Origin of the sequence: Rhodomicrobium sp. R_RK_3 (assembly GCF_002198715.1) — a bacterium.
Classification (GTDB): domain Bacteria; phylum Pseudomonadota; class Alphaproteobacteria; order Rhizobiales; family Rhodomicrobiaceae; genus R-RK-3.
The window spans coordinates 1-26,079 of sequence record NZ_MWLK01000004.1; the positions used below are offsets into that span (position 1 = coordinate 1).

The window sequence follows — 26,079 nt, forward strand, 5'->3', positions numbered from 1 at the left end:
GACGGGGGAAAAGGGTGGGGGCTGCGGCCAGGGGCAACAGCGCGTCCAACGGCAATGACCCCCATCTGGAGCGGAAGACCTCTCTTTTCCTTGTCATCCCGGCCTCCGCGGGGATGACAAAAAAGCAGCGCAGCCCTCCGTGGTCCGCACCTGTTCTGGCGCTGCGGAGTGCTGGATCCCCGCTTTCCCGGGATTTCGCACTAAATGTTGGCTGGTTTTCCCGATCCCCCAGCCTAATGCACCGTATGCTGCGTCGGGTTGACGCCTTCGAGGATCGCCGCGACGCCCATGCCGCCGGCGGTGCAGATCGAGATCAGCCCGCGCCCGCCGCCATTCTGCTGCAGGATCTTGGCCAGCGTCCCGAGGATGCGCCCGCCCGTGGCCGCGAACGGATGCCCGAAGGCGATGCTGGAGCCTTTGACGTTGAGCTTCGAGCGGTCGATGCTGCCGAGCGGCTTGTCCTTGCCGAGGATCTCCTTGCAATATTCCGGCGACTCCCAGGCTTGCAGCGTCGCCAGCACCTGCGCGGCAAAGGCTTCGTGGATCTCGTAGAAATCGAAATCCTGCAAGGTCAGCCCGGCCTGATCCAGCATCCGCGAAACCGCAATCGTCGGCGCCATCAGCAAGCCCTGGCCGCCGACGAAGTCGATGGCGGAGGTATAGCCGTGGGTCAGATAGGCCATCGGCTTCAGCCCATGCCGGTCGGCCCATTCCTCCGAAGCGAGCAGCACCGTCGAGGCGCCGTCGGTCAGCGGCGTGGAATTGGCGGCCGTCAGCGTGCCGCGCTCGGAGCGCTCGAAGGCGGGCTTGAGCTGGCCCATCTTGGCGAGGTCGATGTCGGCGCGCAGGTTGTTGTCGCGGTAGACACCGGCGCAGGGCACGAGCAGGTCGTCCATGAAGCCTTCGTCATAGGCTTTGGCGGCCTTCTTATGGCTCTCATAGGCGAGCTGGTCCTGCGCGGCGCGGCTGATGTGGAATTGCTGCGCCATCAGCTCGGTGTGCTCGCCCATTGAGAGGCCGGTGCGCGGCTCGGCGACGCTCGGCGCGACGGGCGCGATCTCGGAGGGCGAAAAGCCCTTCATGAAGGCGCTGGCCTTCTCGCCGAAGCTCTTGGCCCGCGACACTTTTGCCAGCCGCTGCGCCAGCTTGCGCTGCAAGACGATCGGCGCATCGGACGTGGTGTCCGAGCCGACCGCGATGGCGGATTCGATCTGCCCGGTGGCGATCTTGGCGCCGCTGCCGAGTGCCGCCTGCAGGCTGGTGCCGCAAGCCTGGATCAGCGTGATACCGGGCGTGCGCGGGTCGAGCTTGGTCGCCACCACCGCCTCGCGGGCGAGGTTGAAGTCCTTCGAATGCGTCACGACCGCGCCGCCGACGACCTCGTCGATCAGCTCGCCTTCAAGATGGAATTTATCGACCAGCCCGTTCAGGGCCGTGGTCAGCATGTCGAGATTGCTCAGCTCGGAATAGGCGGTGTTCGAGCGGCAGAAAGGGATGCGCACTCCGCCGATGATCGCGACGCGCCGCAATTGTCCTACCATGATGTTGCTCCTTATTCGGCGGCGGCGCTGGGCGCGGCGGCCGCTTCATGCTGTGAGTTGACCGGCTTGGGCGCGCCTTGCGAGCGGCGATAATTCAGCGGGCCGCCGCGGAAGGGCGCAAAGCCGGTGCCGAAGATCACGCCGGCATCGACATGGTCGGCATCGGCGACGACGCCCTCGGCGAGGCATTTCTCGCATTCGTCGATCAGCGGCTTGACCAGCTCCTTGCCGAGCTGCTCCAGCTCGCGCTGGTCATATTCGCCCGGCGCCTTCTGCGCCTTGCCGTCGACCCAGTCGTAAAAGCCCGAGCCGGTTTTCTTGCCGAGCTTGCCCGCCGCGACCAGCCGGGCCAGTTGCGAATTGGCCGGCGCGGGTGAGCCGAGCACGGCGGCGACGTTCAGGCAGATATCCAGCCCGACCGTGTCGGCCAGTTCGATCGGCCCCACCGGCATACCGAACTTCTCGGCGGCGGCGTCGATCTTCTCCTTGGCCTCGCCCGCCTCGACGCGGCGCAGCGCATCGAACATATAGGGGCCCAGCACGCGGTTGACGAGGAAGCCGGGCGAGCTCTTGACGATCAGCGGGAACTTGCCGATGGCGGCCACGAAAGCGCAGGCCTGCCGGACCACATCCTCGCGGCTGTTCGGCCTGCGTACCACTTCGACGAGCGGCATCGCTGGCACTGGATTGAAGAAATGCAGCCCGACCAGACGGCCCGGATCGGCAAGGCCGGTGGCGATCTGCTCGATGGGGAGCGAGGAAGTGTTGGTTGCCAAGAGCGCGCCGGGCTTCATCCGCGCTTCGGCCGTGGCCAGCACCTTCTGCTTGATGTCGAGTTTTTCGACGACCGCCTCGATGACCACGTCGGCGCGCGGAACATGGTCGCCGTTCACGTCGGCATAGAGCCGCGCCACGGCGGTCTCGACCTCGATCTTGCCGCGCAGCCGCTTCTTGAACAGCGATTTCGCCCGCGCCAGCGCCTTGTCGACCGCCTCAGGCGCCATGTCCTGCAAGCTGACCTCGTAGCCGGAGATCACGCACCAGGCCGCGATGTCGCCGCCCATGGTGCCCGCGCCGATCACATGCACGCGCTGGAATTTCGGGCCGTTCTTCGGCGCCTCGCCTTTGAGCATTTCCGAGAGGCGGAAGACGCGGCGCAGGTTGCGCGAGGTCTCGCTGACCATCAGCGGCGCGAAGGCGCGGGTCTCGGCCAGCGCCATTTCGCGGCGGTCGCCGCCGAAGCGGTCGAACAGGTCGATCAGCTTGAACGGGGCGGGGTAATGCTCCTCGCGCACCTTGGCGGCGGTTTCCTTGCGCATCCGGTTGGCGAGCAGGCTGCGGATGGGCCCCAGCGTCATCAGCCGCTTCCACCAGGACGCGCCGGCCGAGCGCCGGTTCTTCAGCATGGCCTTGCGGCAGGCCCAATGCAGCTCCAGTGGGCTCGGCACGAGCTGGTCGACGAGGCCCATGGCGCGGGCCGCGCCGGGGCGCAGCATGCGGCCGGTCAGCATGGCGGGCATGGCGTCGAGCGGGCCGGCCAGTTGCAGGAAGCGGACGGTGCCGTTGAGGCCCGGAATGATGCCGAGCTTGACCTCGGGCAGGCCGAGCCGGGTTTCCTCCGAGCGCGTGGCGATGCGGTAATGGCAGGCCATCGCCAATTCGAGGCCGCCGCCCAGGCAATAGCCGTGGATGCCGGCGACGACCGGGATGGTCAGCAGCTCGATGCGGTCGAAGACCGAGGTGAGCTGGCGGACGACGTCTTCGACATCCTTCTCGCGCGTCAGCTTGTCGAACTCGCGGATGTCGGCGCCGACGATGAACGACTTCTTGGCCGAAAGGAAGGTGAGGCCGCGGATCTCGCCGCGCTTCACCGCCGCCTCGACCGCCGTGACGATGCTTTCAAGCTCGGTCGCGGTTTCGACGCCGAACGTGTTGTTGCTCTCGCCGGCCTGATCGAAGGTCGCCCAGGCGAGCTTTTCAAAATCGATCTCGAAACGCCAATGTTTCAGATTAAGAAGCGATTCCGCCATCGTTCTTCTCCGCTATTCTGCCGCGTGAATTTCGCCGCCGGCCACATGGGGCGGCTTCTCGAATGCGCTTGCGGGCCGTGAATTGTGGCCGATGGCGCTTTTGCCGGTGATCTCGTCCGGGTCGAAATGATCGACCGCGATCACCTTGGCGACCAGCCGCTCGCGCTCGCGCAGGAGATCGCCCTCCTGCGGGGTGATGACGTTCTTGGCCACCGCCTCGCCGATGAAATCGTTGCCGAGGAAGCGGTGCACTTCGCCCCTGCGGACGGCGCGCTCCAGCTTGTGGTTGGCCTCGTCGGATTCGATCACCTTGGCGAAGGCCGCCTCCAGCGCGCCGGTTGCCTCGTTCTGGTCGCGGCTGACGAAGATTTCGCGGGTCAGCCGGTCGCGCGTGGCGCTCGGCTCCAGCACCAGCGAGACGATCTCCTTCGAGCGGCGGTCGCGGGCCGGAGAGGCCGTGTTGCCGAGCGGGAAGACGCAGATCCGCATCAGCACCGAAACGACCGGATTGGGGAAATTGGCGATCACCCGGGCGAGAGAGGCATAGAACCGGGCGAGCGCATTCTGCGCCGCATAATCGAGCACGGCGCGGTCGCCCTGCGGCTCGCCGTCATCCTCGAAGCGCTTCAGCATGCAGCAGAGGAAATAGAGGTCGGCGAGCGCATCGGCGAGGCGCCCGGTGATGTGCTGCTTGGTCTTCAGCCCGCCGCCGAGAATGGCGACGGTGAGGTCGGTGACGAGCGCGAAATTGCGCGCCGCACGCGAGGCCTGCCGGTACCAATGCCCGTTATAGCGAACATTCGGCGCGGCGGCGAACAGGCCGAAAGTGACATTGTGGAAGAAGGCGCCGAAGACATTGGCCATCGCGAAGCCGACATGGCCTTCGAAGGCCGTCTCGAAGGCCTCGAAGCCCTCGTCCTCGTCGGGGTTCTGGACCGCCTCGACTTCCTTGTACAGCCAGGGATGGCTGCGCAGCGCGCCCTGCGCGATCACCATCAGCGAGCGCGTCAGGATGTTGGCGCCCTCGACGGTGATGCTGATCGGGATCGACTGATAGGCGGCCTGGGCGAAGTTCGACGGGCCGTCGCAGATGGCCTTGCCGCCCTGGATGTCCATGGCGTCGTTGACCGCCTGGCGCGCCCATTCGGTGCATTTGTATTTCATCAGCGCCGAGATCACGGCCGGCTTGTCGCCGCCGGAGACCATCGACGCCGTCACCGCGCGGGCGGATTCGAGCAGATAGGCGGCCTCGACGATGCGGGCGAGCGGCTCCTCGATGCCCTCCATCTTGCCGATGGGGATATTGAACTGGGAGCGCACCCGCGCATAGGCGGAGGTCGCGCGCAGCATGGCCTTCGTCGCCGCCGTGCCGGAGGCGGGCAGCGAAATCGCCCGGCCCGCCGCAAGGCAGCTCATCAGCATCCGCCAGCCCTGGCCGGCGCGCTCAGGGCCGCCGATGATCCAGTCGAGCGGGATGAAGACGTTCTCGCCCCAGGTCGGGCCGTTCGGGAAGGCGTTGCCGCCGGGCAGATGCCGCCGGCCGATCTGCACGCCGGGATGGTCTGCGGGGATCAGAGCCAGGGTGATGCCGAGATCTTCGCCCTTGCCGAGCAGGTTTTGCGGATCGGACATATGGAAGGCGAGGCCCAGCAGGGTCGCGTTCGGGGCGAGCGTGATGTAACGCTTGTCCCAGTTCAGCCTCAGGCCGAGCACTTCCTTGCCGTCATGCATCCCCTTGGTCACCACGCCGATGTCGCGCATCGAGGCGGCGTCGGAGCCGGCATAGGGGCCGGTCAGGGCGAAGCAGGGCACGTCGATGCCCTTGGCGAGGCGCGGCAGATAATGCTCCTTCTGTTCGGGCGTGCCGAATTTCTCGATCAGCTCGCCCGGCCCGAGCGAGTTGGGCACCATGACGACGACCGAGATGTCCGGCGAGCGCGAGGAGACTTTACCGAGGATCAGCGACTGGGCCTGGGCTGAGAAGCCGAGGCCGCCATGCTCCTTGGAGATCAGCATCCCCAAAAAGCCCTTCTGCTTGATGAAATTCCAGATCTCTTCCGGCACTTCGCGGCGCTCGGCGCGGACCTGCCAGTCATTCGACATGCGGCAGAGCTCTTCGGTCGGGCCGTCGAGGAATTTGCGCTCTTCGTCGGTGAGGCTCATCGGCCGGACGGCGCGCAGCTTGGTCCAGTCCGGTTCGCCCGCGAACAGTTCCGCGTCGAAACCGAGCGTGCCAGCCTCGAGCGCCTCGCGCTCGGTCGGCGAGACCGGCGGCAGGATGCGCTTCACCATGCGGTAGGCCGGCTTGGTGACGACCTGCTGGCGGATGGGACGGTAGGAGAGGACGCCCAGGGCGATCGCGGGCAGCCAGCCGATCAGCTTGGTGAGGCTGAAGCCGCCCATCGGGCCGAAGACGAAACCGGCCTGAATGAGGAAGGTGGCGACGGCGACCAGCACGGCCCAGCCCCATAAAGGGGCCCGCCAAAGGGCAAGGGCAATGGCTGCGCCGAGGCAAAGGAGCAGAAAAACGAGTGCCGCCATGGTTATTTTCCTCCCATCGCTGGCCGCTGAACGGCGATGTCCGAGACTTTAAGTGGAGCCAATTGACGCAAACGTCAACCTGTATCTGTCTCCCAAATCGCCCGGCGTTTTCCGGATAAGCGAGGCGGCGAGACTAGCACGCCAGCCGCCGCGAGGCGACCCGCACGCCATTGAAGATACTGGCCCGACGCCCCGGGATCCTGCCACGGGGAGATGAGAATTGGCTTAAATCGCAAGGCGATCATGTCGCCCTGATGGCACTCCGGCACGCCGCCCCCCGCTTTGGTTGAGGCGAATGCCGTTTCATGCTACCAATGCGGGAAGCGTGATGACCGGCGCGCAACCTGCCGGGGAAGCGGGGCGGCGGAACAATCGCCCGCGCAACGGGCTTTGTTCAGCAGGCGCTTGCGGCGGGATTGCTATCGGCCGACCCTGCGATTATGTCTCGCTTCCGGCCGTCACAAGCGCTAATTATGCATGGACGAGAGGGGGATGGTTGTTCCAGGCCCCCCGCCTGAGGCAAGCTGGGCCGGTCGCTCCAGCCGAACGAGGACATGACATGGGTTTGAGTTTTCCACATTTGCTGATCCTTCTTCTGGTGGTGATCCTGCTGTTCGGGCGCGGAAAAATCTCCGATCTGATGGGTGACCTGGCCAAGGGCATCAAGAGCTTCAAGAAGGGCATCGCCGACGAGGACGAGCCGCAGACGCCCGCCAAGCCGCCGCTCGAGCTCGAAGCCGAGCGCCGCAGCCGCGAGGCGGAAGCCTTCCGCAAGGAAGACCAGAAGGTCGGCTGATCGCCGGGGCGGGAGCGGTTGCGGGCTGCGAGGGCCCGCTGCTGCCTATTTCGGATGCGGCGCGCCTAAATTCAGTCATTGCGCCAATGCGTTCTGCCTTGCTAATAAAGAATTCCGTCTGGCCGTTTCGAACGCGCCCTTAGCAAGCCAACCCACCCGCGGACCTCGCCGACTCCCATGGAATATTTCCTGCAGCAGCTCATCAATGGGATCACGCTGGGGTCCATCTATGGCCTGATCGCCATCGGCTACACGATGGTCTATGGCATCATCGGCATGATCAATTTCGCCCATGGCGATATTTTCATGATCGGCGCCTTCATGGCGCTGATTTCGTTCCTGCTGGTGGTCTCGCTCGGCGTGACCTCGGTGCCGCTGGCGCTGATGCTGGTGTTGTTCTTCTCCATGCTGCTGACCGCCGCCTGGGGCTGGACGCTGGAGCGCGTCGCCTACCGGCCCTTGCGCGCCTCCTTTCGCCTCGCGCCGCTGATCACCGCCATCGGCATGTCGATCGTCTTGCAGAATTTCGTCCAGCTCACCCAGGATGCGCGCGTCAAACCGCTGCCGCCGGTGATCACGGGCGGCCATATCCTGACCGACACCGGCACCTTTTCCGTCTCGCTCAGCAACATCCAGATCGTCATCATCCTGACGACGACCCTGTTGATGGCCGCCTTCTCCTTCATCATCGCCAAGACCTCGCTCGGCCGCCAGCAGCGCGCCTGCGAGCAGGACAGCACCATGGCGGCGCTGCTCGGCGTCAATGTCGACCGGGTGATCTCGCTGACCTTCGTGATGGGCGCGAGCCTCGCCGCCGTCGCGGGGCTGATGTACCTGCTCTATTACGGCGTGATCGATTTCTTCATCGGCTTCGTCGCCGGCATTAAGGCGTTCACGGCGGCGGTGCTGGGGGGCATCGGCTCCTTGCCGGGCGCCATGCTGGGCGGGCTGATCATCGGGCTGATCGAAGTGTTCTGGGCCGGTTATTTCAGCACCGAATATAAAGACGTGGCGGCCTTCTCGATCCTCGCCATCGTGCTGATCTTCTTCCCCTCCGGACTGCTCGGCAAGCCCGAGATCGAGAAGGTTTAGCCGAATGGCCGAGGGGGTGGTGATGGCGACGGGGGCAAGAAGCATAGAGGCGCCGGATGTCGGCGAGGCGCTGAAGCAGGCGATCATCGCATCCGGCATCGCGCTGATCCTGTTCATCGCCATCGTCGGCATCAAGACCGAAAATGCGCAAGGCGGCCTCGCGCTGATCTACCGCTTCGGCGCCGCCTTCAGCCTGGCCGCGACCGTGGGCGTCGTCCGCTTCCTGTTCGACCTCTTCGTCTGGCGGGGCCTCGGCCGCGAGATCATGCAGCGCTGGCTGCCCGCGGGGACGCTCGGCACGGTGATGACGGCGCTGGTCATCGCCGCCTATCTGCTCGGCGCTTATTATTTCATCGTCCCCGGCTCGCGCCTCGCTCTCGCCGAAACCCTATCCGACATTTTCGGCGACAATGAATGGCGCTCGCGCTCGCGCATCTTCGTCGAGCTGACCGGCCAGTTGGTGATCGCGGTCTTCATCGTGCTGAGCGCGATGGGGATCATCATGGCCCTGCGCCGGCTGTTTTCCGCCGCCATCCCGGCGAGCCGCGAAGCCGTGCCGCCCGCCGCGCGGGCCGAGAAGACGACGCTCGCCGAATTCGGCCAGCAATTCGCCCCGGCCCTTCTCGTGATCGCCGTCATCCTGCCGGTCCTGGTCGCCGGGCCACAGCAGCGCTACGCGCTCGACACCGCGATCCAGATCCTGACCTACATCATGCTCGGCTGGGGCCTGAACATCGTCGTCGGCCTCGCCGGGCTGCTCGATCTCGGCTATGTCGCCTTCTACGCCGTCGGCGCCTATTCCTACGCGCTGCTCTCGACCTCGTTCGGCTGGTCGTTCTGGATCTGCCTGCCGCTGGCCGGCATCCTCGCCGCCTTCTGGGGCATCATGCTCGGCTTCCCGGTGCTGCGGCTCAGGGGCGATTATCTGGCCATCGTGACGCTGGCCTTCGGCGAGATGATCCGCATTCTCTTGCTGAACTGGCAATCGCTGACCAACGGCCCGAACGGCATTTCGCAGATCCCCAAGCCCAGCTTCTTCGGCCTGAGCTTCGACCGCTTCGGCGGCAGCGGCACCAAATTCCACGAATTCTTCGGCCTGCAATATGACGCGGTCTACCGCATCATCTTCCTCTATTACATCATCCTGGCGCTCGCGCTGATGGTGAACTTCGCCTCGCAGCGCCTGCGCCGCCTGCCGATCGGGCGCGCCTGGGAAGCCCTGCGCGAGGACGAGATCGCCTGCCGGTCGCTTGGCATCAACACCGTCACCACCAAGCTGACCGCCTTCGCCATCGGCGCCATGTTCGGCGGCTTTGCCGGCTCCTTCTTCGCCATGCGGCAGGGCTTCATCAGCCCGGAATCCTTCACCTTTCATGAATCGGCGCTGATCCTCGCCATCGTCGTGCTCGGCGGGCTCGGCAGCCAGATCGGCGTGGTGGTCGCGGCGGTGGCGCTGATCGGCAGCTCCGAATTCTTCCGCGACCTTGAAGATTACCGGATGCTGATCTTCGGCGCCTCGATGGTGGTCATCATGGTCTGGCGCCCGCGCGGGCTGGTCTCGGGACGCGCGCCGACCGTCGTATTGAAGGAGCACAAGGTGATTTCGGGCGGGCTGGTCAAGGAAGGCGCAGGATGAGCGAGGCGGGCCCCCCCATTCTGCAAGTCGATCATGTGACCATGCGCTTCGGCGGCCTCGTCGCCGTGGACGATCTGTCGTTCGCCGCCAAGCCGCGCGAGATCACCGCCATCATCGGCCCGAACGGCGCCGGCAAGACGACGGTGTTCAACTGCATCACCGGCTTCTATAAGCCGACCGAAGGCATGATCCAGCTTCGCCATCCCGCGCACCCGGAGCCGTTCCTCCTGGAGCGCATGGAGGATCACGAGATCGCCGCCCGCGCAGGCGTCGCGCGCACCTTTCAGAACATCCGCCTGTTCAGCGGCATGACGGTGCTGGAGAATCTGCTCGTCGCCCAGCACGGCCCGCTGAACGAGGCGTCCTTCTTCTCCTTCGCCGGGCTGCTCGGCCTGAAGCGCTACCGCAAGGCCGAGGCCGAAGCCGTCGATTTCGCCTCCTACTGGCTGGAAAAGCTCGGCCTGATCGACCGTGCAGACGACGCCGCCGGCGATCTCGCCTATGGCGACCAGCGCCGGCTCGAAATCGCCCGCTCGATGTGTACCCGGCCCGTCATCCTCTGCCTCGACGAGCCCGCCGCCGGCCTCAATCCGCGCGAATCCGCCGGGCTCAACGACACGCTGCGCTGGATCCGCGACGAGCACGGCCTCGCCATCCTCCTGATCGAGCACGACATGGGCGTCGTCATGGGCATCTCCGACCACATCGTCGTGCTCGACTATGGCCGCAAGATCGCCGACGGCGCGCCCGAATTCATCCGCAACGACCCGACAGTCATCGCCGCCTATCTCGGCGTCGCCGAGGACGAGGTCGAACTGGTGGAAGCGGAGGTCGGCCGATGACCGCGCCGCTGCTCAGCGTCCGCGGGGTGGACGCCTTCTACGGCAATATCCAGGCGCTGCGCTCCGTGAACATGGATGTCGCGCCGGGCGAGATCGTCACGCTGATCGGCGCCAACGGGGCCGGCAAGACCACGCTGATGATGACCGTCTGCGGCAAGCCGCAGGCGCGCCACGGCCAGATCGTCTTCGACGGCACCGACATCACCAAGCTGCCGACGCATGAGATCGCCCGTATGTCGATCGCCCACGCGCCGGAAGGCCGGCGCATCTTTCCGCGCATGACGGTGATGGAGAATTTGCAGATGGGCGCGCTTCTGGCGCCCGAGGCCAAATTCGCCGAAGCGCAGGAGATGGTGTTCTCGCTGTTCCCGGTGCTGGCGAAGCGCCGCAATCAGCGCGGCGGTACGCTGTCGGGCGGCGAACAGCAGATGCTGGCGATCAGCCGCGCGCTGATGAGCTGGCCGCGCCTCCTGCTGCTGGACGAGCCCTCGCTCGGCCTTGCCCCGCTGATCGTGCAGCAGATCTTCCAGGTCATCCGCGAGCTGAACGCCAAGCAGGGGCTGACGGTTTTTCTCGTCGAGCAAAACGCCTATCACGCCTTGAAGCTGGCGCATCGGGGCTATGTTATGGTAAACGGCAAGATCACGCTATCCGGCACCGGCCGCGAGCTTCTGGCCCGCGACGAAGTTAAGGCCGCCTATCTCGAAGGCGGGCGTTAAACCGATGGGCTTGATCGTCGAAAAATCCTGGGTGGCCTTTCTGCTCGTCACCATCGTGCTCGGCGGCGGCGCGGCGTTCCTGACCGGCCGGGCGCTGGCCCGCTCCTGGAAATCCTTCGGGCGCCTCGTCGTCTACATGCTGCTGCTCGGCATCGCGGTGCGCTTCCTGCATTGGGGCCTGTTCCTGAACGCCACCTATGCGAGCTGGCGCGCTTTGCAGGGCTCTCTGATCTCACCGCATTACTACCTCGTCGACACCCTCATCCTGATCGCGCTGGCGGCTTTTGGCTACCGGCTCGAACGCGCCCGGCAGATGGCTTCGCAATATGGCTGGCTCTATGAACGGACCGGCCCGCTGAGCTGGAAGAAGCGCTGAGCCGCGCCTTTGTCTTGCCTTGTTGGTCGCAAATGACTAAGCCTGCCGGATTGCATAAAATCGAAGTACAGATGGCAACTAAAGGGACAAGTTCATGAGAAGATACTTACTCGCTGCCGCTGTTTTGGGGCTCGGGCTGTCCGCCCCGGCCATGGCGCAGGACATCACCGTTGGCGTCGCCGGACCGATGACCGGCAAGGAAGCGACCTTCGGCGGCCAGTTCAAGGCCGGCGCGGACGCGGCCCTTGCGGACTTCAATGCCGCTGGCGGCGTTCTCGGCAAGAAGCTGAAGCTGGAAGTCGGCGACGACGCCTGCGATCCCAAGCAGGCCCGCTCGGTCGCCGAAAAGCTGGCGGGCGCGAAACTGCCCTTCGTTGTCGGCCATTATTGCTCCGGCTCGTCGATCCCGGCGTCGCAGGTCTATGCCGAGGCCGGTGTCGTCCAGATCTCGCCCGCTTCGACCAATCCCAAATTCACCGACGAACGCGCCGGTCCGAGCATCTTCCGCGTCTGCGGCCGTGACGACCAGCAGGGCGGCGTTGCCGGCGGCTATCTGGCCAAGAATTTCAAGGACAAGGTCATCGCCGTCGTCCACGACAAGAGCGCCTATGGCAAGGGCCTCGCCGACGAGACCAAGAAGGCTCTGAACGCGGCCGGCAAGGAAGAGGCCATCTACGAGGCCATCACCGCCGGTGAGAAGGACTACACCGCCCTCGTCTCCAAGCTGAAGCAGGCCAATGTCGATGTGGTCTATTTCGGCGGCTACCACACCGAAGCCGGCCTGATCGTGCGCCAGATGCGCTCGCAGGGCATGAAGACCGTGCTGATGGGCGGCGACTCGATGGTCACCACCGAATATTGGCAGATCACCGGCAAGGACGGCGAAGGCACGCTCTTCACCTTCTCGCCCGACCCGCGCAAGAACCCCGCCGCGGCTGAAGTCGTGAAGGCGTTCGAGGCCAAGAAGGTCAACCCGGAAGGCTACGTGCTCTACACCTATGCCGCGCTCCAGGTTTGGAAGCAGGCGGTGGAGAAAGCCGGCTCGACGGATGCCGAGAAGGTCGTCGCCGCCCTGAACGGCACCGAGTTCAAGACCGTCATCGGCAATTTCAGCTTCGACAAGAAGGGTGACCCGAACCTGCCCCCCTACGTCGTCTATAGCTGGAAGGACGGCGCTTACGACCAGCTTTAAGCTGGCCCGCGTGAAAATCTGAAATGAGAGGCCCGCCGCGTGCGGGCTTCTTTTTGCCCACCGACTGCAAATCGATCCCGGTCCTTGTCTGTGAGTAAGCTGCAATTGAACGCGCTCTGGGTCGGCGGCACCCTCAGCTATCTCGAGCGTTTGTGCCTGACGTCAGCGGTCGCCTGCGGCCATTCCTTAGTGCTTTACACCTATCATGGCGTCTCGAACGTCCCGGCGGGCGTGGATCTCCGGGACGGCCGCGAAATCATGCCCGAGCATAGGGTGCTGAAGGCCCGGAACGGCAGCTACGCGCTCGGCGCCGATCTCTTTCGCTACTATCTGCTCGCCAAGGGCGGCGGCTGCTGGTGCGATTGCGACTTCCTGTTCCTTCGGCCCGTTCCGGATCAGGAGCATATTTTCGGCTTCCAAGACGAGACCACGATCTGCAACGGATTGCTGCGGCTGCCGAAGACCTCGCCGACCTTGCACGATATTCTCCGGTTCGCCGGTTCCAACCCGGTGATCGCTCCATGGTGGCGGAGAAAGAAGAAAACGCACCAATGGTTCCGTTGGGCGCTCGGGGCCTCCCGGACGCTCGAGCAGCTCGAATGGGGTATCATTGGGCCGGCCGCGCTCAGCTATTTTGCGCGCCGGAACTGCATTATAGGATACGGGGCGGCTCCCGAGGTGTTTTACCCGAATAACTGGAAACAGGCCGCCGATGCGTTCGATCCCGATAAGGATATCCGCGCCGCGCTTTCCGAGCGGACGATCACCGTGCATCTGTGGAACGAACGTATCAAGGATTTGAAGCTGAAGCCGCCCCCCACTGGCAGTTTCATAGACCAGGAATGCCGGCGGCTCGGCATCACAATGACGGACACCTCATGAACTGGCGCCCCGGACCGAGGAATCTGATCACCGACGTGCCCGGCATCACGGTCGGGCAAGCGCAGGATGCCGGTTTGCGCTCCGGCGTCACGGTGATCCTGCCGGCGGGACGGGCGCGGGGCGCGGCCGATATTCGCGGCGGCGGCCCGGGGACGCGCGAGACCGAGACCATGACGCATGGCGGCCTCGTCAACGAATTGCATGGCCTCGTGTTTTCCGGCGGCTCGGCCTTTGGCCTGGACGCCGCGACCGGCGTGCAGAGTTTTTTGCGTGAACAGGGGGCCGGCTTCGCGGTCGGCGCGGCGCGGGTGCCGATCGTGCCGCAAGCGATCCTGTTCGACCTGCTGAATGGCGGCGATAAGGACTGGGGCCGGCATTCGCCCTATCGCGACATGGCTTATCAGGCCGCGACCGATGCTGCCGAGGATTTCGCTCTTGGGACGGCAGGCGCGGGGTTCGGCGCGGCGGTCGCCTGGGCGAAATCTGGCCAGCGCATGATGGGCGGCATCGGCAGCGCCTCGCTGATCCGCGATGACGGGCTGGCCATCGGCGCGCTGGCGGCGGTGAACGCGGCGGGCGCCGTCACCATCGGGGATACGCCGCATTTCTGGGCTGCGCCCTTCGAGATCGGCGGCGAGTTCGGCGGGCTCGGCTTACCGGCGGTGATGAAAGAGGAATGGCAGGTGCCGGTGCTGAAGGCCGGTCCGATGCAGAACACCACGCTCGCGGTGATCGCCACCAATGCCGCGCTGACCAATTCCGAGTTGCGTCGGCTGGCGATCATGGCGCAGACCGGCATGGCCCGCGCCATCGTGCCGGTGCATACGCCTGTGGATGGCGACATCGCCTTCGCACTCTCCGTGGGCGACCACCCGATGGCCGCCCCGCCCGCCGGCCTCATCGAACTCGGCGCCTATGCGGCGAACACGCTCGCCCGCGCCATCGCGCGCGGTGTCTATGAAGCCGGTGGCATCCCCGGCGCGTCCGACCTGCCCGCTTATCGCGATGTGTTTCCTCGCAAGGTCTGAGCAGGACCCCGCAGGCCGATGTGCGCGAGAGCGAGCCGCGAGGCACCACCCCGTCGCACGTCGCTGGACCCCCAATTTAATTGCGTCGCCCCTGCCGTTAGAGCCGGGGCCCACTCGTCTGTCCGCGCGCACTGTGCCGGCTGTTCTGCCCATGGGTCCCGGTCCGGCCTGTCGGCCGCCCGGGACGACGGCGGAGAATATCGCATCGGCAGAGGGAGGTCGGCTGCGAACGTGAAACGCCTTCAGCGCCAGTCGCCGAGAACCGCGTTCATCAGCGCCAGGGCCGCGACCGCCGCCGTATCCGCCCGCATGATGCGCGGCCCCAGCGACACGGCGTGCACGAAAGGCAGCCCCAGCAGCATCTGACGCTCTGCGTCGTCGAACCCGCCCTCCGGCCCGATGAGCAGCGCCGCCGGTCCCTGCGGCACGCCGCGCAGCACCTCCAGCGGTGAGGCGACCGCCGCTGCCTCATCGGCGAAGATCAGCGCGCGGCCCGGCTCCCAGTCTCCCAGCGCCGCCTCGAGCTTCACCGGCGCAAGCACCTCAGGCACCCGCAGGACGCCGCATTGCTCCGCCGCCTCGACAACATTGGCGCGCATCCGCTCCAGATTGACCCGCTCGGCATTGGTTCGCCGCGTCATCACCGGCCGCAGCACCGACGCGCCCATTTCGGTGGCCTTCTGCACCATGTAATCCAGCCGCGCCTTCTTCAGCGGCGCGAACAGGTAATGCAGATCCGGCCCCTCCGCCTGCGGTCGCACCTGCTCGCGCGCGGTCAGAACAGCGGCGCTGCGCTTCATGGCGGTGATCTCGGCCAGCCATTCGCCGTCGCGCCCGTTGAAGACGAGGACATGCTGCCCGGCGCGCATCCGCAGCACATTGCCGAGGTAATTCGCTTGGCCGGCCGTGCATTCGACAGCGGCTCCGGCGGCCAAGAGCGCCTCAACAAACAAGCGGATAGAAGCCTCATGCTCCTTGCCGCCATCCCCGAATATTGCTTTCTTGCTCATGCTGCCGCAGATAAACGCGGGCGGCGCTTTCTCGCAAGACCCCTTCGGGATAGACTGCGGCCAAATTCCAAGTCAGGCGGCGCAATGCCAGTCCCCAACGCACAGACCGGCAATATGCAAGCCAGCGATGCCCCGCCAGGCAATTGGGTGGACCGCTTTGCGCCCCTCGCCATGCAGCCCTATTTGCGGCTGATGCGGGCGGACCGGCCGATCGGGACATGGCTGCTGCTCTGGCCGTGCTGGTGGTCCGCGGCGCTGGCCTGGGTCGCAGCGGGGACGACGCGGCCCGATCTCTGGCTGCTGCTGCTGTTCGCCATCGGCGCGACGGTGATGCGCGGGGCGGGCTGCATCTACAACGATATCGCGGATCGTGATTTCGACGCGCAGGTCGCGCGCACCCGCACCCGGCCGATCCCCAGCGGGCAAGTCAGTGTCTTCGCGGCCGCCGTTTTCATGGTCGCGCTGAGCTTTACCGGCCTCGCCGTGCTGCTGCAATTCAATGCTTTCGCAATTGTGATCGGGATTGGCTCGCTCGGCATCGTCGCCCTCTACCCTTTCATGAAGCGCATCACATATTGGCCTCAGATCGTGCTGGGTCTCGCCTTTTCCTGGGGCGCGCTGATGGGCTGGGCCGCCGTCTTCGGACGGATCGACGCACCCGCCTTATTTCTCTATGCCGCTGCCATTGTTTGGACCATCGGCTATGACACCATTTACGCGCATCAGGACAAGGATGATGACGCGCTGCTTGGATTGAAATCCACCGCGCTCAAATTCGGTCCGAAAACCAAGCCCTGGCTGACGCTGTTTTACGGGGCGACGATCGTGCTCCTCGGAATTGCCGGAATCGGCGCCGGGGCGCATTGGCCGTTTTTTGCGGGCCTCGCCCTCGCGAGCCTGCATCTGGTCTGGCAGACCGCGACGCTGGACGTCGACGACCCGGCCAATTGCCTCAAGCGCTTCCGCTCCAATCGGGACTTTGGCGCACTTGTCTTCCTCGCATTGCTGGCCGACATGGCTCTATGAACAATGAAAGCGACATTTGATGGATGGAACCGACGGTAAGATCGGCCGGGACAGCCTTGCGGCTGACGAGGCGCTGCTTTTCGGCGCGGTGCGCGCGGCGGGCACGCTGGCGCTGAGTTTTTTCGGGCGCGGCCTCGTCGGCACGCATAAGGCCGATAACAGCCCCGTCAGCGAAGCCGATTACGCGGTCGACAAGATGCTGCGCGAGCGGCTGACCGGCGAGCGGCCCAATTACGGCTGGCTGTCCGAGGAGACCGTGGACAATGCCCGGCGCCTCGATGCCGATCAGGTCTGGATCGTCGACCCGATCGACGGCACCCGCGCCTTCCTCGCCGGCACGCCGGAATGGACCATCGCGGCGGCTCTCGTCGATTACGGCCAGCCGGTGCTGGCGGCGGTCTACAATCCCGCGACCGCCGAGATGTTCACCGCCCGGCGCGGCGGCGGCGCTTTTCTCAACGGCATGCCGATTTCGGTCACACCGCGCGACGACATCGCCGAATGCCGCATGATCGCCACCAAGGGCTTCTTCAAGCACAAGATCTGGACCGAGCCCTGGCCGAACACTCAGAACATCTGGTTCAACTCGGTCGCCTACCGCCTCGCCCTGATCGCCGCCGGACGCGCCGACGCCACGCTTTCGCTGACCGGCAAGTCGGAATGGGATCTTGCGGCCCCGGCGCTTTTGGTGCAGGAAGCAAGGGGCAAGGTGACGGACGCCACGGGCGCGGCCATCACCTTCAACCAGCCGAATACGCGCATCAATGGTCTTGTCGCAGCCGCCCCGGCGCTGCACGATCTGCTGGTGGCGCGCACCCGGCCGGTGGCGGCCAAAGAGGTTTAGCGATTGGGGTCGGCGAGGCGCGATGACCGGCACACCGAAGCAGCTTTTGCATCTGGTATTCGGCGGTGAGCTTACGAAGCTGGGCGACGTCGAATTCAAGGATGTCGAGAATCTCGACATCGTCGGCATCTATCCGAATTACAAAACGGCCTATGACGCCTGGAAGAGCGCGGCCCAGCGCACCGTGGACAATGCCCAGATGCGCTATTTCATCGTCCACATGCACCGCCTGCTCGACCCGCGCGAGGACGGCTAGCCGCGTCCGGCGGCGCCGGGAAGGATCGGTTAACGGTAAAACGCAAACCCTTTCCGAGCCCTGCGGCTCTGCCGCGACCTCTCCCAATTGCGCGGCTAAAGTGCGGCAAACCAAGGCGAATGGGGGCGGCGCCTCGCTCCTTCTCCCAAGGGAGAGGGCAGGAGACTGAGCATAGAGCGGCGTGTCCCCGCGCCGTGTCGAGGGAACGGTTGATGATGAAGCGTTTCACACGCTCCGAAGCGTTTCTGACGGCGGCCGGAAGCCTCGCGGCGGGCTATATCCGGCTGGTCGCGAAAAGCTCGCGCATCATCCGCGAACCGGACGGCCAGGAAGCCGAACTGCTCGCCGAAGCGCCCTTCATCGCCGCCATGTGGCACGGCCAGTTCCTGATGATCCCGGCGATGTCGCCCAAGGGCCTCGACGTCAAATGCATGGTGGCGCGGCACGGCGACGGCGAGATCGTCGGGCGCGCCCTGCGCAGCTTCGGCCTCGACCTCATTCGCGGCGCGGGAGCGGGCAAGCGGCGCAAGGATCGCGGCGGCGCCCACGCCCTCCGGGCCGCGCTGACGACGCTCGCCGAAGGCACCACGGTCGCCATGACGGCCGACATTCCGCCCGGCCCCGCCCGCCAGGCCGGCATGGGCATCGTCACCCTGGCGCGCCTGTCCGGGCGCCCGATCGTCCCCGTCGCCATCGCGACGAGCCGGTTCGCGACCGTCAACACCTGGAGCCGGTTCACGCTGAACCTGCCCTTCTCCAAGATCGCCGTGATCTCCGGCCCCAAGATCGAAGTCGCCCGCGACGCCGGCGAGACCGAGCTGGAAGCCGCCCGCGCCGCCGTCGAAGACGGCCTCAACCTCGCAACGCGCCGCGCTTATGAATTGGCCGGACGCGACGCCGCCGCCGCGACCCCGGTCAGCGCGGGCGGCAGCGTCGCGCCTGGTCTGAGCCTCCGGGCCTATCGCACGATCAGCCGCGCCATCCATCCGGCGGCGGGCATGTTCCTGCGCCGCCGCAGCCAGCGCGGCAAGGAGGTGCCCGAGCGCCTGAACGAGCGCATGGGCATCGCCAGCCTCTCGCGCCCTGCTGGCACGCTGCTCTGGTTCCATGCGGCGAGCGTCGGTGAGACCAATGTCGTGCTGCCGCTGATCGAGGCCCTGCGCAAGGAGCGCCCCGATCTCGGCATCCTGCTGACCACCGTCACCGTGACGTCGGCCCGCATCGCCGCCGCGCGGCTGCCTAGCGGCGCGGTGCATCAATTCGTGCCACTGGACTCACCCGCCTTCGTGCAGCGCTTCCTCGACCATTGGCGCCCAAACATGGGCCTGTTCACTGAATCCGAGATCTGGCCGAACCTGATCCTCGACGCCGACCGCCGCCGCATTCCGCTCGCCCTGCTCAATGCGCGCATGTCCGACCGCTCCTTCAAGCGCTGGCTCAAAATGCCGGGCGTCAGCCGCCCGCTGTTCTCGCGCTTCGCGGTGGTGCTGGCGCAGAGCGACGGCCTCGCCAAGCGGCTGGCGACGCTCGGCGCGCGCAAGGTGATCTCGGCGGGGAACATCAAATTCGACTCGCCGCCCCCGCCGGTCGATCCGGCTGAATTGCAGCGCTTCAAGGCGATGGTCGCGGGACGGCCGATCTTCCTGGCCGCCAGCACCCACCCGGGCGAAGACGAGATCGTCGCCGAAGCGCATAAGGCGCTTAGCGCATCCTATCCCGGCCTGCTGACCGTGATCGTCCCCCGCCATCCCGAGCGCGGCGCCGACATCGCGGCGATGCTGGAGGCGCAGGGCCTCGCCGCCGCGCGCCGTTCGCAGGGCGCGGCGCTCGGCGCGGAAACCGCGATCTATGTCGGCGATACGGTCGGCGATCTCGGCATGTTCTACGCCGTCGCCCCGATCGCATTCATCGGCGGCTCGCTGGTGCCGCATGGCGGGCAGAACCCGATCGAGGCGGTAAAACTCGGCGCTGGCGTCGTCACCGGGCCGCACTGGCATAATTTCCCCGAGGTGTATCAGGCGCTGGCGGAGCAGGGCGGCTGCCGCTTCGTCACCTCGCAGGAGGACCTGATCCACACCGCGCGGGCGCTGCTGGACGACCGGGCGAGCCTCGATCTGATGCGCGCGCGCGCGGAACGCACCGTCTCCGAACTCAGCGGCGCGCTCGGCCGCACGCTCGAGGCGCTGGAGCCGTTCCTGCCGCCCAAGCGTCCCACGGTGGCGGCCTATGCGTCTTGAACAGCCGAGCTGGTGGACCGGTTCGCGCCCGGCGGACCGGCTGAAAGCGGCGCTGCTCGCCCCCGCCGGCTGGGTCTATGGCGCGGCCGCCAATGCCCGCTTTGCCCTGGCGAGCCCTTACCGCTCCTCGCTGCCGGTCATATGCATCGGTAATTTCACGGCAGGCGGCGCCGGCAAGACCCCGCTCGCCATCGCGATTGCCCGCATGGCGCGCGACTGGGGCGGCAGGCCCGCCTTCCTGACGCGCGGCTATGGCGGCAGCATCGAGGGGCCGCACCGGGTCGATGCCTCCGTCGATGGGGCGGCCGAAGTCGGCGACGAGGCGCTGCTGCTCGCCCGCGCCGCCCCGACCTATCTCGCCCGCGACCGCGCGGACGGCGCGCGCGCCATCGAAGCGACCGGCGCCGACCTCATCATCATGGATGACGGCTTCCAGAACCCGTCTTTGCACAAGGATCTGGCCATCGTCGCGGTGGATGCGGGCGCGGGTCTCGGCAATGGCCGCGTGCTGCCCGCCGGGCCGCTGCGCGCGCCGCTCGGCGACCAGTTGAAGCGTGCTGGTGTGATCGTCTCCATCGGCCGCGAGCCCTGCGACCTGACCGGGCGCTCCGGCGCGGTGCCGCTGCTGCGCGGCCATATCAAGCCTTCCGGCGACACCGGCTGGCTGAAATCCTCGCCGATACTGGCCTTTTGCGGCATCGGCCGCCCGTCGAAATTCTTCGCCACTCTGACGAGCCTCGGCGCGGAGATCGCGGAGACTGTTCCCTTCCCCGATCACCACGCCTTCACCGGCCCCGAAGCCGCCGATCTGCTCGCCAAAGCCGCGCGCGCCGGAGCGACGCTGGTGACGACCGAGAAAGACTGGGTACGCATCGACACCCGCGACCTGGCCCTTTCCGAGCTGAAGGCCAAGACCCGCACCCTTCCCATCGCCATCGAATTCGAAGCGGCCAGCCAGCCGATCCTGACGCATCTCCTGCTCAAGGCCATGGACCGCGACGCGGCGCCTGCCCCCGCGCCGCGATGAGAACCTTGCATCGAAGATCGTGATCTAGCGCATTAATTCCTTCATCGCCCCGTCGATGCCCTCCAGCGTCAGCGGGTACATGCGGCCGCTCATCAACTGACCGATCAGCTCGATCGATGGGGTGTAATCCCATAGATGCGGTGCGACGGGGTTGAGCCAGACGGCGCTCTTATAGATCTGAGTGACGCGCTCCAGCCAGACGCCGCCGGGCTCCTCGTTCCAATGCTCGACCGAGCCGCCCGCCATGGCGATCTCATAGGGGCTCATCGAGGCGTCGCCGATGAAGATGACCTTGTAATCGGCGGGGTAGGTATGCAGCACGTCCCAGGTGGCGATGCGCTCGGCATGGCGGCGGGAGTTGTTGCGCCAGACGCCTTCATAGAGGCAGTTGTGGAAATAGAAATATTCCATGTGCTTGAACTCGGAGCGGGCGGCCGAGAACAGCTCCTGGGAGATTTTGACGTGCCAGTCCATCGAGCCGCCGACATCGAAGAACAGCAGCACCTTCACCGTGTTGCGCCGCTCGGGGCGGAATTCGAGGTCGAGAAAGCCGCTATGCGCAGTTGAGCGGATGGTCTTGTCGAGGTCGAGCTCTTCCGCCGCGCCCGCGCGCGCGAACTGGCGCAGGCGGCGCAGCGCCACCTTGATGTTGCGCGTGCCGAGCTCGACGCTGTCGTCCAGATCCTTGAACTCGCGCTTGTCCCAAACCTTGATGGCCCGGAAATTGCGGTTGCTGTTCTGGCCGATGCGGATGCCGGCCGGATTGTAGCCGTGCGCGCCATAGGGCGAGGTGCCGCCGGTGCCGATCCATTTCGAGCCGCCCTGATGGCGCCCCTTCTGCTCCTGGAGGCGCTTCATCAGCTCCTCCATGATCTTCTCCCAGCCGCCCAGCGCCTCGATCTGCGCCTTCTCCTCCTCGGTGAACAGCCGCTCGGCCAAGTGGCGCAGCCATTCCTCGGGGATCGCGGCGTTGGCCGCCTCGCCCAGCGTTTCGATGCCCTTGAAGACGGAGGCGAAGACGCGGTCGAACTTGTCGAGATTGCGCTCGTCCTTCACCAGAGCTGTGCGCGAGAGATAGTAGAAATCCTCCATGCGCTTGTCGGCGAGGTCGGCCTGCAGCGCCTCCATCAGCGAGAGATATTCGCGCAGGCTGACGGGGATGCCGGCGTCGCGCAGACCGTGGAAGAAATTCACGAACATCGTTTCGTCCTATCCCCGTAGCCAGGGGAAGCTGCGGATTTGCGGCGGCTTGGCCGCCATCTTGGTCTGCAATTCCATCACGCTCAAGGTCAGCTCGCCAGGGGCGTCGATGGGATCGGCGTCGGCGTCGTCTTGGGGCTCGCCGGTGGCGGGCTCCTCAGCGATGGGATCGGCGTCGGCGGCCACGGTTTCCTCCGGTGCGCCCTCCCCGATGCCAGACAGTTTAGCCAGAAGCGTCGGCGCTGTCTCGGGTGGGGGCGAAGGCGCAGCGGCGCGGTCGAGATAGGCGGCGATCTCCTCGGAGACGTAAGGCGGCAGCTCGGCGGGCGGTTCCTTGCGGCGCCCGAACATGCGGGCAAGCAGCGAGCGCGGTTTTTCGCGTGGGGTCTCGGCTTCGGCTGCGACAGGCAAGGGCTCGGACTCGACGACCGCGACGGACGCGATTTTGGCAGGCTCTGGATCGGGCTGGACGCGGGCGACGGCGTCTTTCTTTGGGCGTAGCTGAGCCTTGGCCGACGGCGGCGGGGCGGGCGCGATGGGGGCGCTCTTGGCAAGGACAGGCGCGACTGGCTTTTGCCGTTCGCCCGGCGCTGGCCGCACCGGCTCGGATTGTTGCGGCCCCGTCTTGCCAACGACGATATCGGCCTTGGCCTCGCGAGGAGGGGACGGTTCGGGCCGGGCTGCCGCTGATTTCGCGAGTTCTACCGGCAGTTTCGGCGTGGCGGCGGGGGGCGTGACTGCCTTTCCACGCCATAGCCGCGCCAGCGCCGAGGGACGCGGCTCCGAGGGCACCACTTGGATCTTCGAGGCGGCGGGCGTGTCCTTTTGCTTGGCAGCCGTCTTCACGGCGGGCGGTGGGGCAATGATCGCAGGCTTGGCCGCCGATGTGGCGGGCGCGGCCACAATAGCCTTCGCAGGCGGCCCGACCGGCTTCTGAGGCGCCGGCGCGGGTGCTTTCACAGGTGCCGGAACCGGGGTCGCGGGCTTGCCCTTCGCGCCCTTGGCGGGAGGCGGTGGCGCTTTCGGAGGCGCGGCCTTCGGCTTGGCGGCCTTCGCAGGAAACTTAGCCGCAACCGCCTCGGCAGGCAGCTTTGCCCACTTGCCGGCATCCTTGGCGTTCGCCGTCGCCCGTTTCCCCGGGGTCACCACATGTGCCGGAACCGGCCCGCGCCGATCCTCAGTCAAACCCCAATAGCCGAGCGCGCGCTGATAGGAGGCAAAAGCCGGTATATCCCGCCCGCGCACCGGCACCGGCGCGACGGCGGCCGCGGCGAGCGCCCAGGGCGTCGTCTGGCTCAGCGCGGCGTGGGTGCGCTGCACCCCGGCGATCAGATGCCCCAAACCGTTGACCGATCGCCGCATCAGCCAGATCGCGGCATTGGCCGAGGTCAGCCGCAGCCGCTCGGATCGTTCCGCCAATTCCAGCCGGGCGATGAATTGCCGCCCGCGCTCGGTCACTTCCGGCGCGCGGCGCAGCACCTGCTCGTATTTCGCCTGGAAATCATGGGCGGTGGCGAGGAAATCATAATGCCGCCGCAACCCGGCCGCCCGTTCGCGCGCCGCCGTCGAGGCGCGGTCGAGTCCCACCGCGAGGCGCTGCGGCAATTGCTCCCGCGCCTGCCGCAATTGCCCGGCACCGCGCGCCATTGTCTCGGAATCCCGCATCGTTCGCGCGATGTCGGCGGCGTAGAGGAAGAATTCCCGCCAGAACGCCCGCGCGGTCCGCACCGTCCGGGGCACCGCCCGCACCCAGGCGACCGGATAGGCCACGATTTCGGCCAGGGTCGGCAGCCGGTCCTTTTCCCGCGCGGCCCGGATCGCCTCATCGAGCTCGGTGATGAAGCTCTCGGCATCGGCGCGCGCCAGCGACAGGCGCAGATCGATGACATCCTCACCGCTTGGCGCCTGCTTGAACAGCAGCGCGGCGGCCTCCTGGCGAAAGCGCTCATAGGCGCCCGGCTCGGAGAAGGCGGAGCCGAAACTGCCGAGATCCTCGACCAGCAGGATTTCGCTCGCCGCCCACAGGTCGCGCCGGATATGCAGGATTTCGCTGAGGGCGGCGTGGTCCTCGATGCCGAACGAGGCCTGCATCTGCACGCGCAGATTATTGACCTTATCGAAATACCCGCTCTGCGCCTGGATGCGCTTCAGCAGCGCGTGCGTCGCGGCGGTCTGCCGCGCCGGATCGGCGGGCGGCTCAGCGCCGCGTACGGAGTCGAAAACGCCTTGCGCCTCGCGGGCGAAACCGGCTGCCCGCGAGGCTTGCTGGATCTGGCGGTGCTGCCGGCCATGCACGGAGCGCCGGTGCAGCCACCAAAGGCTGCAGCTCACGCCGAGCCACAGCGCGATGACGCCGCCGAATGACCAAAGCTCGTCCATTAGCGCAAATCATGCCCCCGAACCTGCCGGCCGGAGTGTAAGGCCAAGGGCAGGGCGATGGAAGACGCGCGGCGCGCCTGGGGAAAAGCCGCCGCGCGGCTGAAATCCGCGTCAGCTCAGCTTCTTGCGGCTCGCGCGCTGGAGTTCGGATTCGGTCTCGTCGGCCGCGCCGAAATGGCCCAGATAGCGCGCCGTGATAGCCTCGACCGGCAGGATGATCAGCACATCGGTGGTGCCGAACTGGCGGTCGATCACGGCGCCGTCGCCGATATAGGCGCCGAGCCGCAAATAGCCCTTGATCAGCGGCGGCATGCCCTTCAGGGCGAGCTTGGGGTCGATGTCCTTGGCGGGCATCATGTTCATGTTCACATAGAGCCGGTCATGCGCCTTGACCCGCCATTCCTTCGGCGCCAGCGAATTGTGGTGCAGGAAGCTCAGCGCCATGGCGTGGCGCTTGGGATCGACGCCCGGGAAGCTGGCGCAGCCGATCATCACATCGGCGCCCTGTTCGCGCACATAGGTCCAGATGCCGTGCCAGAGCAGTTCCACGGTGCGGCGGTTGCGATACGCCTTGAGCACGCAGGAGCGGCCCATCTCGACGAACTCATAATCGCGCGACTTGGCGGCCAGCAGCGGATTGATGTCGTATTCGCCCTGGCTGTAGAAGCCGCCATTGGCCTGGGCCATGTCCTGGCGCAGCACGCGGTAGGTGCCGACGACGCGCGGCCGCTTGCGCCAGGGCTGCTTGCCGGTGGCGACGAGATCGCCGTGATCGACGACGAGCAGGTGCTCGCAGATTTCGTCATAGGGGTCTTCGTCGCGGCGGGAGATCATCGCCGAGGCGTTGGGGATGGCGTCCATCTCCTCGTAAAACACCTCATAGCGCAGCTTTTGCGCCCGGCGCAGGTCGCCGCGCGAGCGGGCAAGGCGCACTTCCAGATTGCCGATGCGCCCGTAGATCTTGGGCATCCGCCCGATCGGAATGATCGGCATCCGCTTGCCGCGCTTGTTGCGGAAAGGCAGGAAGAATGGCGGCAAGCCCCTGAGCGCGCGCGGACGGAATCGACTGACGATGCGCCGAGGACTTAAGATCATGCGTTTCTCCCAATGTGCCATTCAGGCAGGCAGGCCAAGTGCCGCGCGCGAAACAGCGGCGGTTTCCGGCTGTCTTGGCTCCTCGCGCGTGGCAGCCATAGGGCGGGCCAAGCCGGAGCGTCAATCAATTTCAGGTCGGGAAGGCGTTTCTTCTTAAAGGCTTTGGGGCCCATGCCAACGGTCGCTCTGGTTGCTGGACAGGCCCTCGCGCGTGCAAGATGCTCACACAATTCCCCATAGCTGAAACGTAAGGAGATCTTATCTTAATCGGGCCGGTAATGTTAGTTTTTCTTAAGCTTGACGCCTCGCTAGCGGCTCGCCGGCAAATAT

Annotated in this window: 21 protein-coding genes; 14 read left to right on the forward strand and 7 right to left on the reverse strand. The window is 66.1% G+C overall.

The window, feature by feature from the left end:
- Positions 1-233: 233 nt before the first annotated feature.
- From BLEFHOIH_RS01560 to BLEFHOIH_RS01570, 3 genes are read right to left on the reverse strand one after another with little or no spacing between them, the layout of a single operon-like run.
- Positions 234-1,541: an acetyl-CoA C-acetyltransferase gene (locus BLEFHOIH_RS01560; RefSeq protein WP_088342750.1), complete on the reverse strand. Its 1,308-nt coding sequence runs from the start codon at positions 1,539-1,541 to the stop codon at positions 234-236.
- A gap of 11 nt (positions 1,542-1,552) precedes the next feature.
- Complete coding sequence (locus tag BLEFHOIH_RS01565; protein WP_088342751.1) at positions 1,553-3,571, reverse strand: 3-hydroxyacyl-CoA dehydrogenase NAD-binding domain-containing protein; 2,019 nt, start codon at positions 3,569-3,571, stop codon at positions 1,553-1,555.
- Between the two features lie 12 nt (positions 3,572-3,583).
- Positions 3,584-6,112, reverse strand: coding sequence for an acyl-CoA dehydrogenase (locus tag BLEFHOIH_RS01570; RefSeq protein WP_088342752.1), 2,529 nt, complete (start codon positions 6,110-6,112; stop codon positions 3,584-3,586).
- Between the two features lie 559 nt (positions 6,113-6,671).
- Between BLEFHOIH_RS01570 and BLEFHOIH_RS01575 the strand changes: the two genes are divergently transcribed.
- The 9 genes from BLEFHOIH_RS01575 (at position 6,672) to BLEFHOIH_RS01615 (ending at position 14,675) form a co-directional block, all read left to right on the forward strand.
- Positions 6,672-6,908, forward strand: coding sequence for a twin-arginine translocase TatA/TatE family subunit (locus BLEFHOIH_RS01575; protein WP_088342753.1), 237 nt, complete (start codon positions 6,672-6,674; stop codon positions 6,906-6,908).
- Positions 6,909-7,085: 177 nt separating this feature from the next.
- Complete coding sequence (locus tag BLEFHOIH_RS01580; protein ID WP_088342754.1) at positions 7,086-8,000, forward strand: branched-chain amino acid ABC transporter permease LivH; 915 nt, start codon at positions 7,086-7,088, stop codon at positions 7,998-8,000.
- A 4-nt stretch (positions 8,001-8,004) separates the two neighbouring features.
- Entirely contained in the window at positions 8,005-9,636 is a 1,632-nt protein-coding gene (gene livM / locus BLEFHOIH_RS01585; RefSeq protein ID WP_088342755.1) for a high-affinity branched-chain amino acid ABC transporter permease LivM, read from the forward strand.
- Positions 9,633-10,478, forward strand: a complete 846-nt coding sequence (locus BLEFHOIH_RS01590; RefSeq protein ID WP_088342756.1) for an ATP-binding cassette domain-containing protein — start codon at positions 9,633-9,635, stop codon at positions 10,476-10,478. The genes livM and BLEFHOIH_RS01590 overlap by 4 nt, the downstream gene beginning before the upstream one ends.
- The gene (locus tag BLEFHOIH_RS01595; protein WP_088342757.1) at positions 10,475-11,197 is read left to right on the forward strand and encodes an ABC transporter ATP-binding protein; all 723 of its coding nucleotides are present in this window, start codon (positions 10,475-10,477) and stop codon (positions 11,195-11,197) included. Before BLEFHOIH_RS01590 ends, BLEFHOIH_RS01595 begins: the two co-directional genes overlap by 4 nt.
- Before the next feature lie 4 nt (positions 11,198-11,201).
- Positions 11,202-11,573 (forward strand): DUF6867 family protein, encoded by a 372-nt coding sequence (locus tag BLEFHOIH_RS01600; protein WP_088342758.1) that lies wholly within the window; start codon positions 11,202-11,204, stop codon positions 11,571-11,573.
- Between the two features lie 94 nt (positions 11,574-11,667).
- Positions 11,668-12,765 (forward strand): branched-chain amino acid ABC transporter substrate-binding protein, encoded by a 1,098-nt coding sequence (locus tag BLEFHOIH_RS01605; protein WP_088342759.1) that lies wholly within the window; start codon positions 11,668-11,670, stop codon positions 12,763-12,765.
- A gap of 39 nt (positions 12,766-12,804) precedes the next feature.
- Complete coding sequence (locus BLEFHOIH_RS01610) at positions 12,805-13,647, forward strand: glycosyltransferase (RefSeq protein WP_125461539.1); 843 nt, start codon at positions 12,805-12,807, stop codon at positions 13,645-13,647.
- A complete protein-coding gene (locus BLEFHOIH_RS01615; RefSeq protein WP_088342761.1) occupies positions 13,644-14,675 on the forward strand; it encodes a P1 family peptidase in 1,032 nt (343 codons plus the stop codon). Before BLEFHOIH_RS01610 ends, BLEFHOIH_RS01615 begins: the two co-directional genes overlap by 4 nt.
- A 242-nt stretch (positions 14,676-14,917) precedes the next feature.
- On the opposite strand, the gene BLEFHOIH_RS01620 is transcribed toward BLEFHOIH_RS01615, so the two are convergent.
- Positions 14,918-15,685 (reverse strand): 16S rRNA (uracil(1498)-N(3))-methyltransferase, encoded by a 768-nt coding sequence (locus BLEFHOIH_RS01620; protein WP_088342762.1) that lies wholly within the window; start codon positions 15,683-15,685, stop codon positions 14,918-14,920.
- An 84-nt stretch (positions 15,686-15,769) separates the two neighbouring features.
- On the opposite strand from BLEFHOIH_RS01620, the gene ubiA reads away from it, so the two are divergent.
- The 5 genes from ubiA to lpxK all read left to right on the forward strand — a co-directional run bounded on the left by ubiA (position 15,770) and on the right by lpxK (position 21,075).
- Positions 15,770-16,711, forward strand: a complete 942-nt coding sequence (gene ubiA / locus BLEFHOIH_RS01625) for a 4-hydroxybenzoate octaprenyltransferase (protein WP_088342763.1) — start codon at positions 15,770-15,772, stop codon at positions 16,709-16,711.
- 19 nt (positions 16,712-16,730) lie between these two features.
- Positions 16,731-17,555 carry a 3'(2'),5'-bisphosphate nucleotidase CysQ gene (locus tag BLEFHOIH_RS01630; RefSeq protein ID WP_088342764.1) on the forward strand — a complete coding sequence of 275 codons (825 nt, stop codon included), beginning with the start codon at positions 16,731-16,733 and terminating at the stop codon, positions 17,553-17,555.
- A 22-nt stretch (positions 17,556-17,577) separates the two neighbouring features.
- Entirely contained in the window at positions 17,578-17,811 is a 234-nt protein-coding gene (locus tag BLEFHOIH_RS01635; RefSeq protein ID WP_088342765.1) for a DUF4170 domain-containing protein, read from the forward strand.
- A gap of 212 nt (positions 17,812-18,023) precedes the next feature.
- On the forward strand, positions 18,024-20,048 hold the full coding sequence (locus BLEFHOIH_RS01640; protein ID WP_245296825.1) for a glycosyltransferase N-terminal domain-containing protein: 2,025 nt from the start codon (positions 18,024-18,026) through the stop codon (positions 20,046-20,048).
- Complete coding sequence (gene lpxK, locus BLEFHOIH_RS01645) at positions 20,038-21,075, forward strand: tetraacyldisaccharide 4'-kinase (RefSeq protein ID WP_088342766.1); 1,038 nt, start codon at positions 20,038-20,040, stop codon at positions 21,073-21,075. Before BLEFHOIH_RS01640 ends, lpxK begins: the two co-directional genes overlap by 11 nt.
- Before the next feature lie 24 nt (positions 21,076-21,099).
- Here lpxK and BLEFHOIH_RS01650 read toward each other — a convergent pair whose 3' ends face one another.
- The 3 genes from BLEFHOIH_RS01650 to BLEFHOIH_RS01660 form a co-directional block, all read right to left on the reverse strand.
- Positions 21,100-22,275 (reverse strand): VWA domain-containing protein, encoded by a 1,176-nt coding sequence (locus BLEFHOIH_RS01650; RefSeq protein ID WP_088342767.1) that lies wholly within the window; start codon positions 22,273-22,275, stop codon positions 21,100-21,102.
- 9 nt (positions 22,276-22,284) lie between these two features.
- Positions 22,285-24,654: a hypothetical protein gene (locus BLEFHOIH_RS01655; RefSeq protein WP_088342768.1), complete on the reverse strand. Its 2,370-nt coding sequence runs from the start codon at positions 24,652-24,654 to the stop codon at positions 22,285-22,287.
- 111 nt (positions 24,655-24,765) lie between these two features.
- Entirely contained in the window at positions 24,766-25,749 is a 984-nt protein-coding gene (locus tag BLEFHOIH_RS01660) for a GNAT family N-acyltransferase (RefSeq protein ID WP_088342769.1), read from the reverse strand.
- Positions 25,750-26,079: the final 330 nt, after the last annotated feature.